Below are 16,739 nucleotides of genomic sequence, written 5' to 3'. Positions count from 1 at the left end.
CGCTGGCCTCCATGCCGCCGAACTTCGCCCGCCACTTGTAGAACGTGGCCGTACTGAAGCCTTCCTTGCGGCACAGGTCCGCCACGTTCACGCCGGCGTCAGCCTGCTTGATGAACCCAATGATCCGCTCTTCCGTGTACCTGCTCTTGCGCATCGCGCTTCCTTTGCGTTGCGCGGATTTTGTTCCTTTGCCGTGGTACGGATTTCGGGGAGCAGGTCACCAGCGCCACCTTCAGATCCTGTGCGAGGTAGGCCTCGGCCTCGCCTTTCGTGATCGGCGGGTGCTTCGGGTCGCACAGATGCCCGTAGCCGATGGTCCAGTAGCCGGCCGGGCAGAGGTACGGGTGAGCGCGCCCGGGGTCGTGCTTGGGCACGCGGTGGAAGCCCTCGAAGCGCTTGGCCAGATCGATGGCCGCCTGCGGAACCGTGATCACCGCCGCACCCGGTCGAATACCCGTCCGAGGAACCAGAAGTTCAGCACCCCGGCCCACAGCGCCTGATCGGCCTCGGTCCAGGCGTGCAGGATCGCCGTTCCCCAACCTGCACCGGCAGTCACAGCGGCCGCGAACGCCGCCATCTTGGCCGCGCAGTACAACGCCATGAACCAGTAGGTGATCACCGGCCGCACGCTGGAGGACTAGGCATCGGCCCAGCGCACGCCGGATCGTCGCCCTTGCGCGGCGACGGCCTCGCGCAAGGTCTCGAGGGTCCCGACGTTCCAAGCCGCATCCGCCCCGGCGCCGATCTCGGCCATCCGCTGCGCGCCGCGCAGCTTCTCGAACTCCAGTGCCTTGTCCTGCATCGCCAGTTCGTGGCTGCGCTCGCCCTTGCGGTCGAGCCATTTGAGGATTTCCGGCGCGAGACGGAAGACCCCGCCCAGCAGCCCACCGAGCAAGGTCTCGATCATTGCCCGCCTCCCATCAGCTTGAGCTTGATGGCAGCGCCGACCAGCAGAGCGGCAAGCAGGCCGGTGGTGATGACCTTGACGGCGGTCTGCCAAGCCGTGCGGCGGGCATCACGCCAAGCCTCCAGCAGGTCACGCAGTTCACGAATGTCGCGGGCGGCGTGGCCGTTCTCCAGGCCCAGGTGGGCGAGAACACGCTCGGCGCCGCGCTCGGCGGCGCGGTCGAGCAGCTCGTCGAAATCCTCCTTGCGCAAGAGGAGCATGTTCTCGACGAGCGCGGGCGTGTCGTGAGGTTCGGTCATGGGGTTCTCCACAACGAAGGGGACTCGGGGCTCAGGTGGCACAGCCACGTGATGCCGGAGCCAAAACGACGAACCCGCCACGCGGGCGGGTTTGGGGATGAGGGATTGGGGTGCTGAATCAGACGGGGATGCCGGCGCTCCAGCCAGCCGATTTGTAGGCCGAGAGCACAGCCTCGTCCTCGATGTAGCAGAGCCAGCCGACTTTCGGCACGTGGTATTCCCAGGCACCCGCAATACGCACGGCGATCTGATTGGCCTTGCCGGCCCACACACCGGTGGCGGCAGCCGGCACGATGTAGCGATCGCCCTCGGCGGGGCTGGCTGGTGGGGTGGTCACGGTGCGGCTTGCGACCGACAGGCCCACGATGGCGCCCAGGCGCTTGAGGTTGGCGTCCATCTCGGTGTGCCAGCCGGACTCGCCCAGCGTCCAGCCGTAGGCCAGGCCCAGGTTCGGATCAAATTGCGGCATGGGCGGGTTCCTGAACCGCCCCGGCTTTCTCGGAGGCTCCGAACCTTGAGAGGACTGGCGCTCACGAGGACCATGCCGGAAACCGCGCCAACACTGGCGTTCCGGGCAGAAAAAAACCCAACCGATAAGGGTTGGGTTTTGGGTAAGTGGTGGTGGATGGTTGTCCATTGTAAAAACTGCCCATTGAGCTCGATAGTAGACGAGCGGGCTCCCGCGGACTTGTAGTTGTCAACCAGAGGCAGATAACTCCGCTTCGACGGACTCCGCGGCGCAGTTGTCCTCAAACGCCTGGACAAATGCCGTGTCACAAGGAATCACGAGTCGCCGCGACGAGAGACAGAACGGCAACACCCAGAGCCGCAAACCCTCCGACTTGGGGAACTCGAACACCGGCAACGGCTGGTCGAAGGCTGCAGTCTTTGGGTAGATGAGAACGACATCGCCCTGGCCGTCCAGATAGCTCTGGCCGTACGCCTGCAACTGATAGAAGTCGCCTTGAGACAGGCCGTACTTGTCGGTGCCGCTCGCCTTCAAACCGTCCAGCAGCTTCCACTTGGTGTCCAGCACCAGTGCATCTCGGCCGGAGTCCCGAATCAGCAGATCGGGCTTGAGCCGAAACCAGTTCTGCTCGCGATGTCGAACGAGGTGATGGCTGCGAGCCTGGGTTTTCAGGATCAGCGGCCGTGCCAGTTGCCGGGCCAGGTGCTTGGCGACGAATGCCTCGAACACTGCCTCCATCGGAAACAGCAGCGACGGCGCCCGGTGGCCGCCCGAGCCGGTCAATGGCGACTCCTCGTCGAGGATGAGACGGGCCCACGCCAACGCATCGGCGTAGTACCCCATGCCCCGGTCCAACCGCACCCGCTGAAAGTCGATCCTCGGCTGCGCCGACGTTGGCACATCCGCGAACACGAACTGCAGCTCGCGGGCCAGTTGCTGGTTGCCCTGCGACGCGGCCAGCGTCAACACACGCCGCAATGCCGCGTGCAACACGCGGTTCTCAGGTCTATCGGTCGAGAACTCGTCGTGCTCGGTGAAGAAGCGGTCCGCCCGGTACAGGTTTTGCCGCAAATGCGGCGCCATCAGCAGCTTGCCTCGCAGGGCGAAGAGGTTGTCCTGGCGGCTGCAGTAGTCGCTGCGCAGTCCGCGCTTGACGATGTTCTCGACCGTGCGCAGAAACTCGGCGATGAAGACCTCCAGCAACGGCATGCGCGCCGCCGAGATCTTGGCGCTGTCGGTCTGGATGTGGCGGAAGCCCTGCAGGCAGCAGAGCATCTCGATCAGCAGTTGGCGCGCCTCGTTGGCGCCACCGCCGATCGCCTTACCGACCTTTGGCAGCACCTCGATCTGGAATCCATCTGGCGCGCGGATGACGCCGACGAAGCTGGTGACCTGCACGACACGGTGCCCTCGGCGCTGGGTGAGGCGCAGCCACGCAGCCTCGCCTTCCTCGGCGGCCCGTAAACACTGATCCTCAAGCCATCCGTACACCCTGGCCGGGATGCCGTGCAGCCCCTCGCCAGCGCCGATGCCCGAGTCCGCCGCCGTCAGCGCGTCGAACTCGTAGATCGTGATGCCGTTCACCAGGGCTCCGGCAGTCAGGCCGACAAGGTCTGGTAGATGCCGATGTAGGCATCCGGATTGGAGAACGCGGCATCCTGAACCGCGTAGCGGCGCTTCGTGGCGTAGCTGTCCAGGCCGTGGTCACTACCGAACAGGCGCGCCAGATCGTCCTCGTGGTCGGCGCTCTCACGCACGAACTGCGCGGCCTCCGGCTTCTGGTTATCGGCCAGAACGAGACGAATCTTCTGCCAGTCCTCGAAGAAGTACTCTTCGAGCAGCGGCAGGATGCGGGTGCTGAAGACCTGCTGCAAGGCGACCAGCCGCTCGTCGCCATCGGGCACCTTGGCCAGGGGCGTGAAATATGCGTGGCCGATGCAATGGTCGCGGTCGTACAGCGCCTCGATGCGCTGGTTGATGGCATCGAGCATTCGGGGAACGTCGATCACCTGCTCGCCCGCGCTCACTCGCAAGCCCGCGAGGGGCGCGCCCGGGGCATCGCGGGCATCCGGCATCACCGGCACGAACTCGAAGCGACGGCGCAGCGCGGTGTCCAACAGCGCGAGTGACCGGTCTGCCGTGTTCATGGTGCCGATGATGTCCACGTTGGCTGGCACCGAAAAACTCTCGCCCGAGTAGGGCAGCGTCACCGACACGGCGTTCTCGGCGCCCTCGCGCTTGTCGGGCTCGATCAGGGTGATCAGCTCGCCGAAGATCTTGCTGATGTTGCCGCGGTTGATCTCGTCGATCACCATCGCAAATCGCTGGTCCGGTGCAGACCGAGCGCGGCGGCACAGATCCTTGAAGACGCCCGAGCGGATCTCGTACTGGATCTCGCCGGCCTCCGACTCACCGTCGAGCACCGGCCGCAGACCCTCGACGAACTCCTCGTAACCGTAGGACTGATGGAAGGTGACGAAGCTGTAGCGCTGGACCAAGCCGGTTGATTGGGGGCCAGCCTGGTATGCCTTGACGGTCTCGATGAGGTCTGCGCACGTTTCCTGCCACTCACCGGCAAAGTGCCAGGTCGAGTCAGCAGCCTTGTCGAAGATCGCTGGAGCCAGTCGAAGCTTGATATTGACGGTCTTGGATTCCTCGACCGTATGGTGTTGCAGCGTGCCCCAAAGCGTCTGCTTGATGTTCTCGGTTCGAGCTTTTGCCGCCGCCAGTGCCTGAATGAACGGATGGTCGAAGAGTTGCGCGACCTTGGCCTTGCCGCCGAGGTCGTACAACGCGGCGACGGCGGCCTCCCACCATTTGAGCACCGCGATCTTTTCGGCGATGAACTGGCTGCGCCATTCCTCGGCCGACACGGCGGTCATGGCCTGCTCATACTCCCGCTTGAGCAGCTTCGAAAGCTCGTAGGTCTTGCCGGTGCCGGGCGGGCCGTAGTAGATGCGATTGACGGGTTGCCGCGCCTCCTCGGTATCGCTGGCCTCGTCGTCGTCCGTGTCCTCTCCCGGATCGAGAGGATCGTCCCGAAGTTGGTCGGGCCATAGACCAGGCCGCTCGGTTTCGAGCACCAGCCAGTCCTCCAGTGAGTCGCGCTCGGTCGAGAGAGCCGTTTCGATCCTCGACACCAGGTCGTCGGTCAGGAGTTCGCGGTTGAGCTTGGCGACCGGCCCCACGGGGCGGGTCCAGGTGAGCTTGCGGGCCCGGGTCCCGCGGACGACGCCCAGCACACCCACTGCTCGCTCACTGCCCGGGTTCTTGCGCCCGAAGCGCACCTGGATACCCTTGCCCATGTGCCACCAGTCCAACCCGGCAGCGTGTACCGCCCTGGCCAACCGGCAGAACAGCGCCTTGTCCTGCGGCGACCAGGATGCGCGGAAGGTCTGGAACGCCGGCTTGCCGTCAAAGTGCTTGAGCAGATCCTCGTCGCTCAGCGTCTTGCCGAGGTTGAGCTTGGTGACCACCTCGTCGTAGCGAAGCTTGAAGGTCCGAATCGCCTCGACGCTCCACGCCGCCAGTTGGTCCAGCGACTTCTCCAGGCCCTCGGCCGCCGGCAACTTGGCAACAAAGGGCGCCGTGTTGTCGTAGGCGCCGCGCAGCGCCAGATAGGCGCGACGCGTTGCGTTCGAATCGTCGAGCCCGACCGTGTCGATCTTGACCACGAACCCGTCATCGGCGCCAATGCCGACCGTGTAGGCGAGTTCCTTCGGTGATTCCGACGATGGGTAGATCTTGGCCCAGTTGTAGCTGGCGAAGTTGTTGCCCTGGTTCGTTGGACGCTTGCGGATTTCGACAAGGCCCATCGGGAACAACGCATCCTTGACCTTGTTGGCCCACGCCTCGGTCACCTCATAGGCCTTCTTGAGGTCCTCGTAAGCGCGATTCTGCTCCGGGTTCGACTCGTCGCGCTTCTGCCCTTTCCAACGGTTCAGCAGCTTGAAGTGGTCGCTGGTGAAGTAGTCCGCCATCGTTCTCAGATCCCTTCGACATCAATCCCGTGCTCAGCCAGCCAGGCCTTGCGCTGCGCGTAGTCCGGCATGGCGCGCTCGACACGCAGCCAGAACGCTGGCGTGTGGTGCGGCTCGTGCAGGTGGGCGATCTCGTGCACCACCACGTACTCGGCGATGCGCGCCGGCAGCAGGATCGCCTTCCAGTGGAAGTACAGCCAGTCCCCCTTGCCGCACGATCCCCAGCGGTAGCCCAGATCCTGCACCTTCACGCCAACCGGCGAGACTTCCATGCGCGTCTGGTACTCGGCCACCCGACTGGCCAGCCAGGCCTTGCCACGCTCGCTGTACCAGCGGATGAAGTGCTCGCGGGCAGCGGGCACGGCATCCCGGCGCAGGCAGAAGCGCCCCGCCGCCAGCTTCAGCGGCACGTCCTGCGCGTCCACCAGCTTCAGCCGATGGCTGCGGCCGAGGTACAGGAAACCCTCGCCGCCGACGAACGCCTTGCGCGGCACCTGGCGCTGCAGGCGGTCCTTCTCGGCCAACTTGGTGTAGATCCAGAAGCGCTTTTCCAGCACGAAAGTGCGCAGCGTGGCCTCGTCCACCTCAGGAGGCGCCGACAGCACCAACTCTCCATCACGCTCCACGGTGATCTGCATCGTCCTGCGGCGCGCGCTTCGCCGCACCTGGAACTGCAGGTCGTCCACCTGGAGCTTGGGCGACTTCACCGGTGCCAGCATCGGTTCACACCTGCACCAGCTTGTCGTGGTTGGCGCGCGCCTGCTCCATCAGCTTGTCGGCCAGAACGCCCGCCTTGTCGGCATCCACCAGCGGCGGGCGCACCCGCATCAGATGCTCGAACAACTGGGCATTCAGGTTGTCCTGATCGGCCCGCTTGCTCGGCGTCCAGATGTTGCGATTGCCCTGCAGTTCCTGAACCAGCAGGTCTACCAGCTTGACGGTCACGTCCTTCAGCCGCAGCAGCTCGGCCGGCGTTGGCGTCTGCCCGGCACACACCACGTCCAGCACCGTACGCAGGAAGGGCGCGCAGTGCTCCGGCAGGTCACCCGGGGCATCGGCCGCGCCCGCCTTGCCGCTCTTCAGCTCGTCGATGATCTTCTGCAGCTGGGAGATGACCTCGTTCCACTGCTCGCCCAGGGCCGTCAGGATGTCGTTCAGGCGCTCCGACAGCTTGCGGTACAGCACCGGGTCTTCGTCGGTGTGCCGGCGGATGTGCGAGCGGATCGCGTGCTCCATCTCGGAGGCCTTGGCGCGGTCGTTGGCTGCCCGTGCAAGGTGCGTGTCGAACTCTGCATCGGTCAGCTGGATCGGCGGGATCTTCGGGTCTAGCCCCAACGAGATCACGTGGTCGTCGATCAGCTTGCGCACCTTGGCGCCGACGTCCTTGCCGAGAACCGGCGTGTCCTTGTAGCGGTTGCGTGCCCGGGCGTAGATGTAGGCCAGCCGCTTCGCGTCACCGGAGTACGGCAGACCCTCGGGGCGCGGCAGCACCGTGTCCAAGGACGCCAGGAAGGCCTTGAGCTTCACCGCGAACTCGGCCCGCAGCTTCTCGCTGCCCAACGCCTCGACGCAGGCCTCGGTGTCTTCCAGCGACTCGATGCCCCGCTGCCGGAACAGGTCCACCACGCGCAGGTGCCGGTCGCGCAGCACCGGCACCTCGTCCTTCAGGCTGGCCAGCGCACCTTCCACGTCCTCGTCGGCGTAGGCCGCCAGCGCCTCCTTCAGGTGCTGCGCCACCCCGTAGTAGTCCACGACGATGCCGCAGCGTTTGCCGAAGCCGGTGCGATTGACACGTGCGATGGCCTGCAGCAGTTCCGCCTCGCGGATCGGCCGGTCCAGGTACATCACGCCTTCGATCGGCGCGTCGAAGCCCGTGAGCAGCATCGACTTCACCACCAGAAAGGCCAGCGGGTCGGTCTTGACGGGGTCGGCGTGGAACAGGGGCTTCTTGAAGCGCTTGATCAGCTGCTCGTGCACCGCGCCGTCGGTCCAGGTCTTCCACGCCGGGTCGTCGTTGTTTTGCCCTGAGATGATGGGCGCGAACTCGATGCGCGCCAGCGTCTCGCGGTAGCGCCAGGCCTGCACGGCGGCCTGCACCTTCGGCGGCCGCTGGCACAGAGCCTCGTCGTCCAGCGCCTTGTCCTGCGGGCTCAACGCCTCGCTTTCAGCCAGCAGCTCGTCGCGCGCCGCCTTCAGCGCCTCGAAGTAGCGGGTCGCCGCCAGCCGGCTGTAAGCCACCACCTGCGCCTTGTAGCCGTTGGGCAGGATGTGGGTGACGTAGTGGCGAATGATGTCGCGCGCCTTGTCGGCAATCAGGGCCGGGGCGTCGAAGATGTGGCCCTTGGTGGCGTACTTCTGCTTGATCGCCTCCAGCTCCTCGGGCGTGTGCTGGCGGAACAGATCTTCGAACAGTTCGTCCAGGCTGGCGCCGTCCTTGATGGCGCCATTGGCCGTGCGGCCTTCGTACAGCACCGGCACGGTGGCGCCGTCGGCCTCGGCCTCCTTGATCGTGTAGCGGTCGATGAACTCGCCGAAGATCTCGTGGGTGCGCTTCTTCTCACCCATGATGATCGGCGTGCCGGTGAAGCCGATGCGCGCACAGTTGGGCAGCCCTGCCAGCAGGTTGGCGTGCAGGTCGCCGGCCTGGGTGCGGTGCGCTTCATCCACCAGCACGAGGATGCTGTCGTCCTCGTTCAGCACCTCAAACTTCTCGCCGGCCTTGTAGCTGGCCTTCGGTTCTTCGACCTTGGGCAGGTCGTGTGCCGTCAGCGGCGAGTCACCCGTCGTGTCCGGGTCACGGTACTTCTGGATGGTGGCGAAGACCAGCCCCGGACCCTTGCGCCGCGCCAGCGCTTTGACGCCCGCGGTGCTGTCCGCCACCTCCACCACCTCGCCGGTCAACGTGGCGGTCACGGAGAGCTGGCTTTGCAGGTCCTTGCGGTCGGTGACGACGATGACCTTGAAGCGCCGCAGCTGCGCGTCCGCGCGCATCTTGCGCACCAGGAACACCATCGTCAGGCTCTTGCCCGAGCCCTGGGTGTGCCAGATGATCCCGCCGCGCTGGTCGTGCTCACCGTGCTGCAGTCGCGTCTTGCCGGTTTTGAGGCGGGCGATGGCCTTGTTCACCGCCCGGTACTGCTGGTAGCGGCACACCGACTTGATGGTCTGGCCGCCCACCTGCATGAAGAGCAGGAAGTTCTTCACCACGTCCAGCAGATGCGCGGGCGCCAGCAGGCCGGCGATCAGCCGCTCCTGCTCCGACAGGCTCGACTTGCCGAGCGCCTGGGCCACCTCGATTTCGCTGCCGGCACCGTCCGGGCCGACCACCGTCTTCCACTGCGCGTAGTGCTCGAAGGCCGCGCCCACGCAGCCCACCCGCGCCTCGTCAAAGCTGGTGGCCACCAGCAACTGGTTGGTGGTGAACAGCGCCTCGTTGCCTTCGTTGTCGTCGATCTCGAAGGCCGCCTTGCGCTGGTTGCTGTAGCGGCGCAGTTGATCCACAGCCTCGGCCAGCGGCTCGGGGATGGACGGGCTCTTGCACTCCACCACGACAAGCGGCAGGCCGTTCACCAGCAGCACCAGGTCGGGCACGATGAAAGCCTTGGCGCTATTGAACCCGGGCGGGCAATCGACGCGGTACTGATTGACGACCGTGAAGCGGTTGTTGGCCGGCGTATCCCAATCGATGTAGCGGAGGGTCTGGCCACGCCCGCCATCCCAGCCCGGCAGGCCTTCAACGGTCAGCCCTTTGATCAGCAGCTCGGTGGCCTTCTGGTTGGCCTCCATCAGCTTGTGCGTGCCGAGGCGGGTGATGGCGCCGACCGCTTCGGCGATGCGGGCGTCGTCCAGCCAGGGCTGGCCGTCCGGGCCGGGGTTCAGGGCGCGCAGCCGTTCGCGCAGCATGCCCTCCTGGATCACCTCGGTGAAGCTCGCGCGGCCGGTGATGGCCGGGTCGTCCAGACTGCCTTCGACATGGGTCCAGCCCAGCGCCTGCAACTGGGCGACGAAGGGCTTTTCGACGTGTTCGAGTTCCCAGCCCATCAGCTCACCGCTCCTTCACCCGGATCCTCTGCTGCCACCTCGTCGCGGTGCCGGGCGGGCTCGAACAACTGTTGCAGCAGGTCCAGCTTCGCGCGCACCTCGGCCTCGGCCGCGGCGGAAAGTTGTGCGTGCGGGATCAGCCGGTGCAGCTCCCCCTTTTTGAGCAGCATCGCGCCGCCCACCCGCTGCGCCAGGCGGCGGAAAAACGATTCGGCCACGGCGCTGAGCTTGAGCCGCTCGGTGCGGGCCTCCCAGATCAGGCGAGCCGCATCGGCCGGGGAGGCAGCCCACGTGTCGTAATCCGCCTGGCTGCCTGCGAACACCTCGTCGCGCAGCGTCTCGGCCAGCGCCTCATCCACCTGGGTACGGGCCTGCGGAGTGAAGAGGTCGTCGGCCGGGTATTGCCGATAGGCATGGTCGCGCAGCAATTCAGGGGTGATGAAGTAGTTCTCCGCTTCGTAGCGCCGCCAATAGCGGATCTGCAACGCGCCTTCGTCGCGGTCCTGGCGGTTCTGGCCGTCGTTGTCCAGGATGGCCAGCCCCCGCAGCTCGGGCAGCAGCCTGCGCAGCCCGTTGAAGTGATCGCGCGGCGTCAGCCCGAAGCCGCCCTCTACACGCTCCAGCTCGGCGTCCACGTCCTGCAGCGGGTAGTTGTTCTGCACATAGAAGCTGTTGACGCGCTCATCCCAGACGTCCGCGACCGGGTGTTGCAGCCGCTCGGCCAGCGCGCGCAGCATGTCCACGTCGGTGCCACCCTCCACATAGAGCACGTAGCCGCGCTCGCGGGCCTTCACGTAGTGGTCGGCACCAAAGTGCTTGAGGCTGTTGCGGATGTCGTGCTTCTTGGCAAGGTCGTCGGCGCGGCCTTCGAGCAGCAGGGTCAAGTTGGTGTCCAGCGCCTCGTCCAGGATCACCTCGGAGTGCGTGACCATCACCACCTGCGAGCCGTTTTCGTGGGCGATATCGCGCAGCAGCACGTACACCTGCTTCTGCCGCAGGATTTCCAGGTGGGCATCCGGCTCGTCCACCAGCAACACGCTGCCCTTGTGCGAGTACAGGTAGGCGAAGATGAGCAGCATCTGCAGCATGCCGCGGCCGGCCGACGAGATATCCAAGGGCTCCTTCACCCCCGGCTGGCGGTAGCTCAGCGTGATGCTGCCGCGCGTGGTTTCCTCCGGTGCCCCGAGCTGGATGTTGAACAGCCGCTGCATCAGTTGCGCCACCCGCCGCCAATCGTCGGCGGACGCTTTGGCCACCGCCAAGCACAGGTTGCGCAGCACGTCGGCGGTGCGCCCCTGGCCCAGCAGCACGTCCACGCGGCCGGGCTGGAGGATGGGCTCGTCGGTGTCCAGCCCGGACATGGGGTAGAGCAGCTCCACCTTCAGGCCCGCCGCGTGGCGGATCAGGTCCAGGTCGCCGATCACCGACTCGTCCGGTGTGCAGTACACCAGCTCATCGCCCTGGCTGCGAAAACGCATGGGCAGCGCCTTCACCTGGCCCTGGTGTTCGACCCCGACGGTCAGCCGCATCGGGATGTCCTGGTTTCCCGTGCGCACGCGGGCGTTGTGCCAGAACAGGCGCGTGCGCGTCACCGGCACGGCCACGATGTTCAGGCGGTTGAGCGAGGTGGCGGTGCGCTCCTTGGCGGAGGAGTCCTTGCGCACGTCGTACCAGGTGCGCACCGCCTGCGACCACAGCGCCAGCGCCTGAATGGCGCTGGTCTTGCCGCAGTTGTTGGGGCCGATCAGCACCGCCGGGTGGTCCAGCTCGATGCGCTGCCTGTCGCCAAAGCGCTTGAAGTTCTCGATCTCGATGTAGTGCAGCAGGCGCATGCTCAGGCGCTCCCTTCGGATGGTTCGGCGGCCAGCAGCGGCGTGACGCGGACGCGGCCGGTGAGGAGATCGTCCATGAGGCCAGACTTGAGGTCGCGCAGCTTTGCAGATTCCGCTGCAGCGTTCTGGATGCGGTTGTCGATCTCGTCCAGCCGTTCAGCGATGAGGTTTTGCTCGGTACGCGCGGGCCGAGCTGTAAGCAGCCCGCGAACGGTTGGCAGGTTCAGGCCAGCTTTCGCGCCGGCATCGTTCATCTTACTGATGTAGGTCTGTGCGACCGGGCTGGCGAGGTAGTGGCCCACGAAGCGCGGGTTGACGGCGCTCGGACTGGGCCGCACGAGGGCGATGTGCTGGTTGATGTACGCCTCCCCCATCCCATCGGGAACGACTCCCACGATGCCCAGATCGGCGGTGATCGAAATCAGGATGTCACCCGGTTCCAGCCTCGTCCGCTGACCATCCGCGTTTCGCGGCGGGCGCACGTACATGGTGGAGTCAAACCGAAAATTGATGTGCTCGCGCGTGAGATTGCCGATCCGAACAAAAAGCGCGCCACTGTCGGCGTAGAAGCGCGCCCAGTCACGAGAACCGCTGGTAACAGTGGTCGAGACTGCATCCAACGGGGCGATATCCCAGTCCTTCGGAATCCACCCCAGCGGCGACTCCTTGTAGAGGTGCGGAGCCTCGGCCTGGGGCGGGCGCAGTTCGCCGTTGGCGTCGATGCCGCGCGTCAGCAGGTCGTGCAGCAGGCCCTGCTTGACGGCCTTGAGCTTGGCGATGATCGCCTCGGTTTCGTGGATGGCGGTGTCGAGGGTGTCGAGGACCGTGCCGATCCTTTGCTGATCCTGCGTGTCGGGTCGGTAGACCTTGATCGCCTCAAGCAGCTCCCGATCGACGTGCGGGATTCCAGTACCGTTGGTCTGAGCCTTAAGAAACCTCTCGGCATGCTTAGCGACATGGAAGAAGTACGCAGAAAGAAAGGCTTGACTGGGTGAAACCTTCGCCATGGTCGATGCCACCACGCCCGCTCTCGCCTTGAAGAACTCCCCCGCGTTGGATCCATCCCATAGCAGGATGGTGTCGCCGTCTTGAGCACGCACGGCGTCTGACCCTACCTTCGCGAGCTCGACTGACGCTCGGCCTCGAAGGTACTCAGGATTCAGGTAAGGCTCTGCGCCGATGCCGAGATCGCCTATAGCAAGTGGAGCCTTGCCCTTTTGGATGGAGATGTGGGCGCCGAGCGCTACGAACTCAGACATACCCCAACCCTTTCAAGAAGCCCTGCAACGCCTGCGCCGCCGCATCGCGCTTGGTCTCGATCTCGGTCAGCGTCACGCGGTACTTGTCCCACCAGTTCTCGAACGCGGCGACGATGGCCTTGCGCTGCGCGGCGATGTAGCGCTCGACGATGGCGCGCATGTCGTTGTGCAGGATGGTCAGCAGCAGGTCGGCGGCGGCTTCGGGCGTCAGTCCGTCGACGGCGGCGTTGATGTGCGCGGCAAAGCTTTCCTTCTTGGCCTTGAGCTGCTTCTTGATGACGGCGAGTTCCTTCTTCCAGGCCTTGATCTGGGCTTCATCGACCGGGTTCTCGTCGTCGGCGCCCTCGTCCGGGGCTTCAGTAGCTTCGCCATCTTCGGCCACGGCATCCTTGGGGCTGGCCGCCTTGATCTGGCTGTCCAGCTCGGCCTTCTTGGCCTCCAGCTCGTGGATGGCCTCGACGAAGTCGCTCATCAGGAACTTGACCAGCTTGTGCTCCAGCGGGCTTTCCTTGCTGGCCTTGTCTTCCAGCGCCGTGACGATGCTGGTGCGCCAGGCGTCGGCCACGCCCTTGGCGCCGCGCGCCATCAGGGTGAGGAAGTCGTACTTGGTCTGGTACCAGAAGCCGGCCACGATGCCGCGCACCTGGAAGGGGTCGAGCAGGCCAATGGCTTCCAGCGAGGTGCTGAAGCTGGCCAGCAGGTCGTTGCGCAGGGCAACGAGGCTGGCGGCGTTGTCCATTTGCCCGGCCAGTGCCGTGATGCGCGCGCTGTGGGCCTGCCACCAAGACTCGAAGGCTGAGCGGATGGCGGCTTCCTTCGCCACGAGCCCGGCGTTGCCCTCGATGGCGGCCTTGAGGTCCTGGCGCTTCGAGAGTTCGGGCCTGAAGTCGTAGTACTTCGCGTCCCGTTCGACGAACAGGTCCAGCGGGTTCAGGCCGTGGGCATCGAACAGCGCCGCCTTGTCGGCCACTTCCGCCTTGGGCACGCCGCCCACCAGATGGGCGCGCACGTCGTGCGGCTCGGGCGGCGGGGCGTTGTCGGCGTAGCGGCGGATGTTCAGGTTGTAGTCGTTGGCCTTCAGCGTGGCGTTGTCCACGATGGCCGAGAAGCCCGGGATGGCGCGGAATTCGTCGAAAGTGGTGACGATCTTCTCGATGTGCTCGGGCAGCAGGTGGTTCTGCGCCCGGCCTTCGAAGAACTCGCGGTCGGCGTTGATGAACAACACCTTGCCCTGGCGCTCGGGCGGCTTGCCGCTGACGCGGTGGGCGCCGTGCTGCACCTGCTGGCGCAGCACCAGGATGCACGCCGGGATGCCGGTGCCGTAGAACAGGTTGGGCGCGACGCCGATCACGGCTTCGAGCAGGTCTTCGTTGATGATGCCGGCGCGGATGGTTTTCTCTTCGCCGCCACGGAACAGCACGCCGTGGGGCATGACGGTGGCGACCATGCCGCCGTCGCGGGTGACGGCCAGCATGTGCTGCAGGAACATCAGGTCGGCCTTCTTGGCGCCCAGCGGCACTTGGCCGAAGCGGAAGCGCTCCGGGAACTTGGGCGCCCAGGCGGGCGTGCCGTCGGCGTTCTTCTCGGTGTTGCCCCAGGGCAGGGAGAACGGCGGGTTGGTGAGCACGCGGTCGAAGCGCATCAGCTCGCCACCTTCGACGTGTTGCGGCTCGGCCAGCGTGTCCTCGTTCTGCAGGTTGGCGGTGCTGATGCCGTGCAGCAGCATGTTCATCTTGGCGATGGACCACACCGTGCCGTTGAACTCCTGGCCGAAGAGGTTGGCCTTGCGGCCGTCTTCGCCATGCTCGTCGATGTACTCCTTGGCGGCGATCAGCATGCCGCCGGAACCGCAGCAGGGGTCGTAGATGTCGTGAGCCAGTGAAGGCTTGATCAGCCGCACCATCATCCTTACCACGGAGCGAGGGGTGTAGAACTCACCGCCCTTTTTGCCGGCCGAGTCGGCGAACTCGCCGATCAGGTATTCGTAGGCGGCGCCGAGCAGGTCGGGGAACTCGAAGTCCTCATTGCGCAGGCGGTGGATGCCGAAGTGCGTGATCAGCTGGCGCAGCTTGATGTCGGGGATCTTGCTCTGGCCGACCTTGCGCGTGAAGTCGATGTGCTCCAGCACGTCGTACAGGCTGGTGTTGGCCGTCTCGATGCCGGTGAGGGCCTTGTTCAAGTAGTCGCCGACGTTCTGGTGGGCCTCGTTGAGCAGGAAGTCGTAGCGTGACTGCGGCGGCACCCAGAACGAGCCTTCCTTCCTGTACCAGCGCGAGTTCTCGGCCGACAGCCGTGCCTCGGCCTCGGTCTTGCCACCTTCCATCTCGAGGCGGATCACCTCCTCGCGGCGCTGGTCGAAGACGTCGGAGCAGCGCTTGAGGAAGAGCATCCCGAAGATGTATTCCTTGAACTCGGAGGCGTCCATCTTGCCGCGCAGGATGTCGGCGGCTTTGAAGAGGTGGCGCTCCAGTTGGGGCAGGGTCAATGGCATCGGTGGTCTTCCAGATCTTTCATGACTCGCCTTCCCGGTTCAGCAGTTCCAGGTGGGCGGTGTATTCGTAGATGCGGTTGCGCTTCATGCCGGTCACTTCGCGCACCAGGCCCAGCTCGATCATCGCGTCGAGCATCTTGCCGACGGTGTGCGGGCTCTGGCCGGTGACGGCGCCGATGGCCGGGATGGTGTTGACCGGGCGGGCAAACAAGGCCTGATGCACCTGCAGCGCCGACGGGGCGATACGGCCCAGGCTGCGGATACGCTCGCGGTCGGCTTCGCCCAGGGCGTTGAGCGCCTTGGCGGTGTCCACGGCCTGCGCGGCCGCGTAGCGCACGGCGGTGGCGAAGAACCACAGCCACTCCTCCCAGTCGCCCTGCAGGCGAACCCGCTGCAGCATCTCGTAGTAGTTGCTGCGATAGGCCTTGAAGTAAAGTGACGGGTACAGCAGCGGCTCGCGCAGCACGCCCTCGTGCACCAGGATCAGCGGGATCAGCAGTCGGCCCAGGCGCCCGTTGCCGTCCAGGTAGGGGTGGATGGTCTCGAACTGGACGTGCGACAGCGCCGCCTTGATCAGCGCCGAGTGGCGGATCGGCTGGTCGTTGAGGAACTTCTCCAGGTCCGACAGACAGTCGCCCAGGCGCTGCGGCGGTGGCGGCACGAAGGCGGCGCGGGCCGGTGATGGGCCACCGATCCAGTTCTGCGTGCGGCGCACCTCGCCCGGGGCCTTGCCAGCGCCGCGGCCGTGGGTCATCAGCTTGGCGTGCATCTCGTTCATCAGGCGCGTGCACAAGGGCAGACCGCCCTTGAGCAAGGCCAGGCCGTGTTCGAGCGCCGCGACGTAGCAGGACACCTCGCGCACGTCGTCCAGGGGCACGCCGGGTGCACCCTCGGCCTCGTAGAGCATCAGGTCCGACAGCGACGACTGCGTGCCCTCGATCTGCGAGGACATCACCGCCTCCTTGCGGACATAGCTGTACAGGAACACCGAGGTCTCCGGCAGCAGCACGGAAATGCTGTCCAGCCGGCCCAGCGCCAGGTGGGCCTCGTCCAGCCGCTCCTGCAGGCTGGCGTCGACAGCCAGCGCGGGGTCGGGCGGCAGCGGCGCAGGCACGAACGCGCGGCAGGTTTCGCCTGCCGCGATGGAAGTTTCGTACTGGCCGGTGGCGCCGCGTTCCATGACGGGTTCTGTGCAATAAGAATTGTTATTTATTGCACAAAAGGCCGAATCCAGCAATAGCGTGAGTGCCGAACTGCACTCCGCGCCTTGGCTTCGATGGTGATCAGCGCCTGAATGACCGCATCATCATCAGCCACGGAGCCCATGATGCGTACCCTGACCTGCCCCCGTTTCCCGTACCACTGGCTTGGAACATTTCCGCGGGGTTGATGGACTTTACTCTTGGGTCTTCTGGGTCACGCGGGCTGCGTCGTCAGCTTTCTGGCGATGCAGCGAGGCGA

11 protein-coding genes and 2 pseudogenes are annotated in these 16,739 nt (G+C 65.5%); all 13 read right to left on the bottom strand.

Features of this window, described 5'->3' with window-relative positions:
* On the bottom strand, positions 1–154 hold a 154-nt coding region (locus tag AC1ECW_RS15875), incomplete at its 3' end, for a transposase (protein ID WP_481202249.1).
* 67 nt (positions 155–221) lie between these two features.
* Positions 222–434: pseudogene (locus AC1ECW_RS15870) on the bottom strand (lysozyme); the annotation flags it as partial.
* Positions 431–907: pseudogene (locus tag AC1ECW_RS15865) on the bottom strand (hypothetical protein). The pseudogenes AC1ECW_RS15870 and AC1ECW_RS15865, both read right to left, overlap by 4 nt.
* Positions 904–1,206, bottom strand: a complete 303-nt coding sequence (locus AC1ECW_RS15860; protein ID WP_481202248.1) for a DUF6127 family protein — start codon at positions 1,204–1,206, stop codon at positions 904–906. Before AC1ECW_RS15860 ends, AC1ECW_RS15865 begins: the two are co-directional and overlap by 4 nt.
* A gap of 118 nt (positions 1,207–1,324) precedes the next feature.
* Entirely contained in the window at positions 1,325–1,675 is a 351-nt protein-coding gene (locus tag AC1ECW_RS15855) for a DUF2793 domain-containing protein (protein ID WP_481202247.1), read from the bottom strand.
* 228 nt (positions 1,676–1,903) lie between these two features.
* The gene (locus AC1ECW_RS15850; RefSeq protein WP_481202246.1) at positions 1,904–3,259 is read right to left on the bottom strand and encodes an McrC family protein; all 1,356 of its coding nucleotides are present in this window, start codon (positions 3,257–3,259) and stop codon (positions 1,904–1,906) included.
* A 14-nt stretch (positions 3,260–3,273) separates the two neighbouring features.
* On the bottom strand, positions 3,274–5,655 hold the full coding sequence (locus tag AC1ECW_RS15845; RefSeq protein ID WP_481202245.1) for an McrB family protein: 2,382 nt from the start codon (positions 5,653–5,655) through the stop codon (positions 3,274–3,276).
* Between the two features lie 5 nt (positions 5,656–5,660).
* Entirely contained in the window at positions 5,661–6,374 is a 714-nt protein-coding gene (locus tag AC1ECW_RS15840; protein WP_481202244.1) for a M48 family metallopeptidase, read from the bottom strand.
* A 4-nt stretch (positions 6,375–6,378) separates the two neighbouring features.
* Positions 6,379–9,696, bottom strand: coding sequence for a type I restriction endonuclease subunit R (locus AC1ECW_RS15835; protein ID WP_481202243.1), 3,318 nt, complete (start codon positions 9,694–9,696; stop codon positions 6,379–6,381).
* Positions 9,696–11,528 carry an AAA family ATPase gene (locus AC1ECW_RS15830; protein ID WP_481202242.1) on the bottom strand — a complete coding sequence of 611 codons (1,833 nt, stop codon included), beginning with the start codon at positions 11,526–11,528 and terminating at the stop codon, positions 9,696–9,698. The genes AC1ECW_RS15835 and AC1ECW_RS15830 overlap by 1 nt, the downstream gene beginning before the upstream one ends.
* 2 nt (positions 11,529–11,530) lie before the next feature.
* Positions 11,531–12,787 carry a restriction endonuclease subunit S gene (locus AC1ECW_RS15825; RefSeq protein ID WP_481202241.1) on the bottom strand — a complete coding sequence of 419 codons (1,257 nt, stop codon included), beginning with the start codon at positions 12,785–12,787 and terminating at the stop codon, positions 11,531–11,533.
* The gene (locus tag AC1ECW_RS15820) at positions 12,780–15,278 is read right to left on the bottom strand and encodes a type I restriction-modification system subunit M (protein ID WP_481202240.1); all 2,499 of its coding nucleotides are present in this window, start codon (positions 15,276–15,278) and stop codon (positions 12,780–12,782) included. Before AC1ECW_RS15820 ends, AC1ECW_RS15825 begins: the two co-directional genes overlap by 8 nt.
* Positions 15,279–15,297: 19 nt before the next feature.
* Complete coding sequence (locus AC1ECW_RS15815; RefSeq protein ID WP_481202239.1) at positions 15,298–16,458, bottom strand: Fic family protein; 1,161 nt, start codon at positions 16,456–16,458, stop codon at positions 15,298–15,300.
* Positions 16,459–16,739 lie beyond the last annotated feature (281 nt).

It is taken from the genome of Caldimonas hydrothermalis, from assembly GCF_056746695.1.
This window is presented reverse-complemented; position numbering and strand designations above follow the sequence as displayed.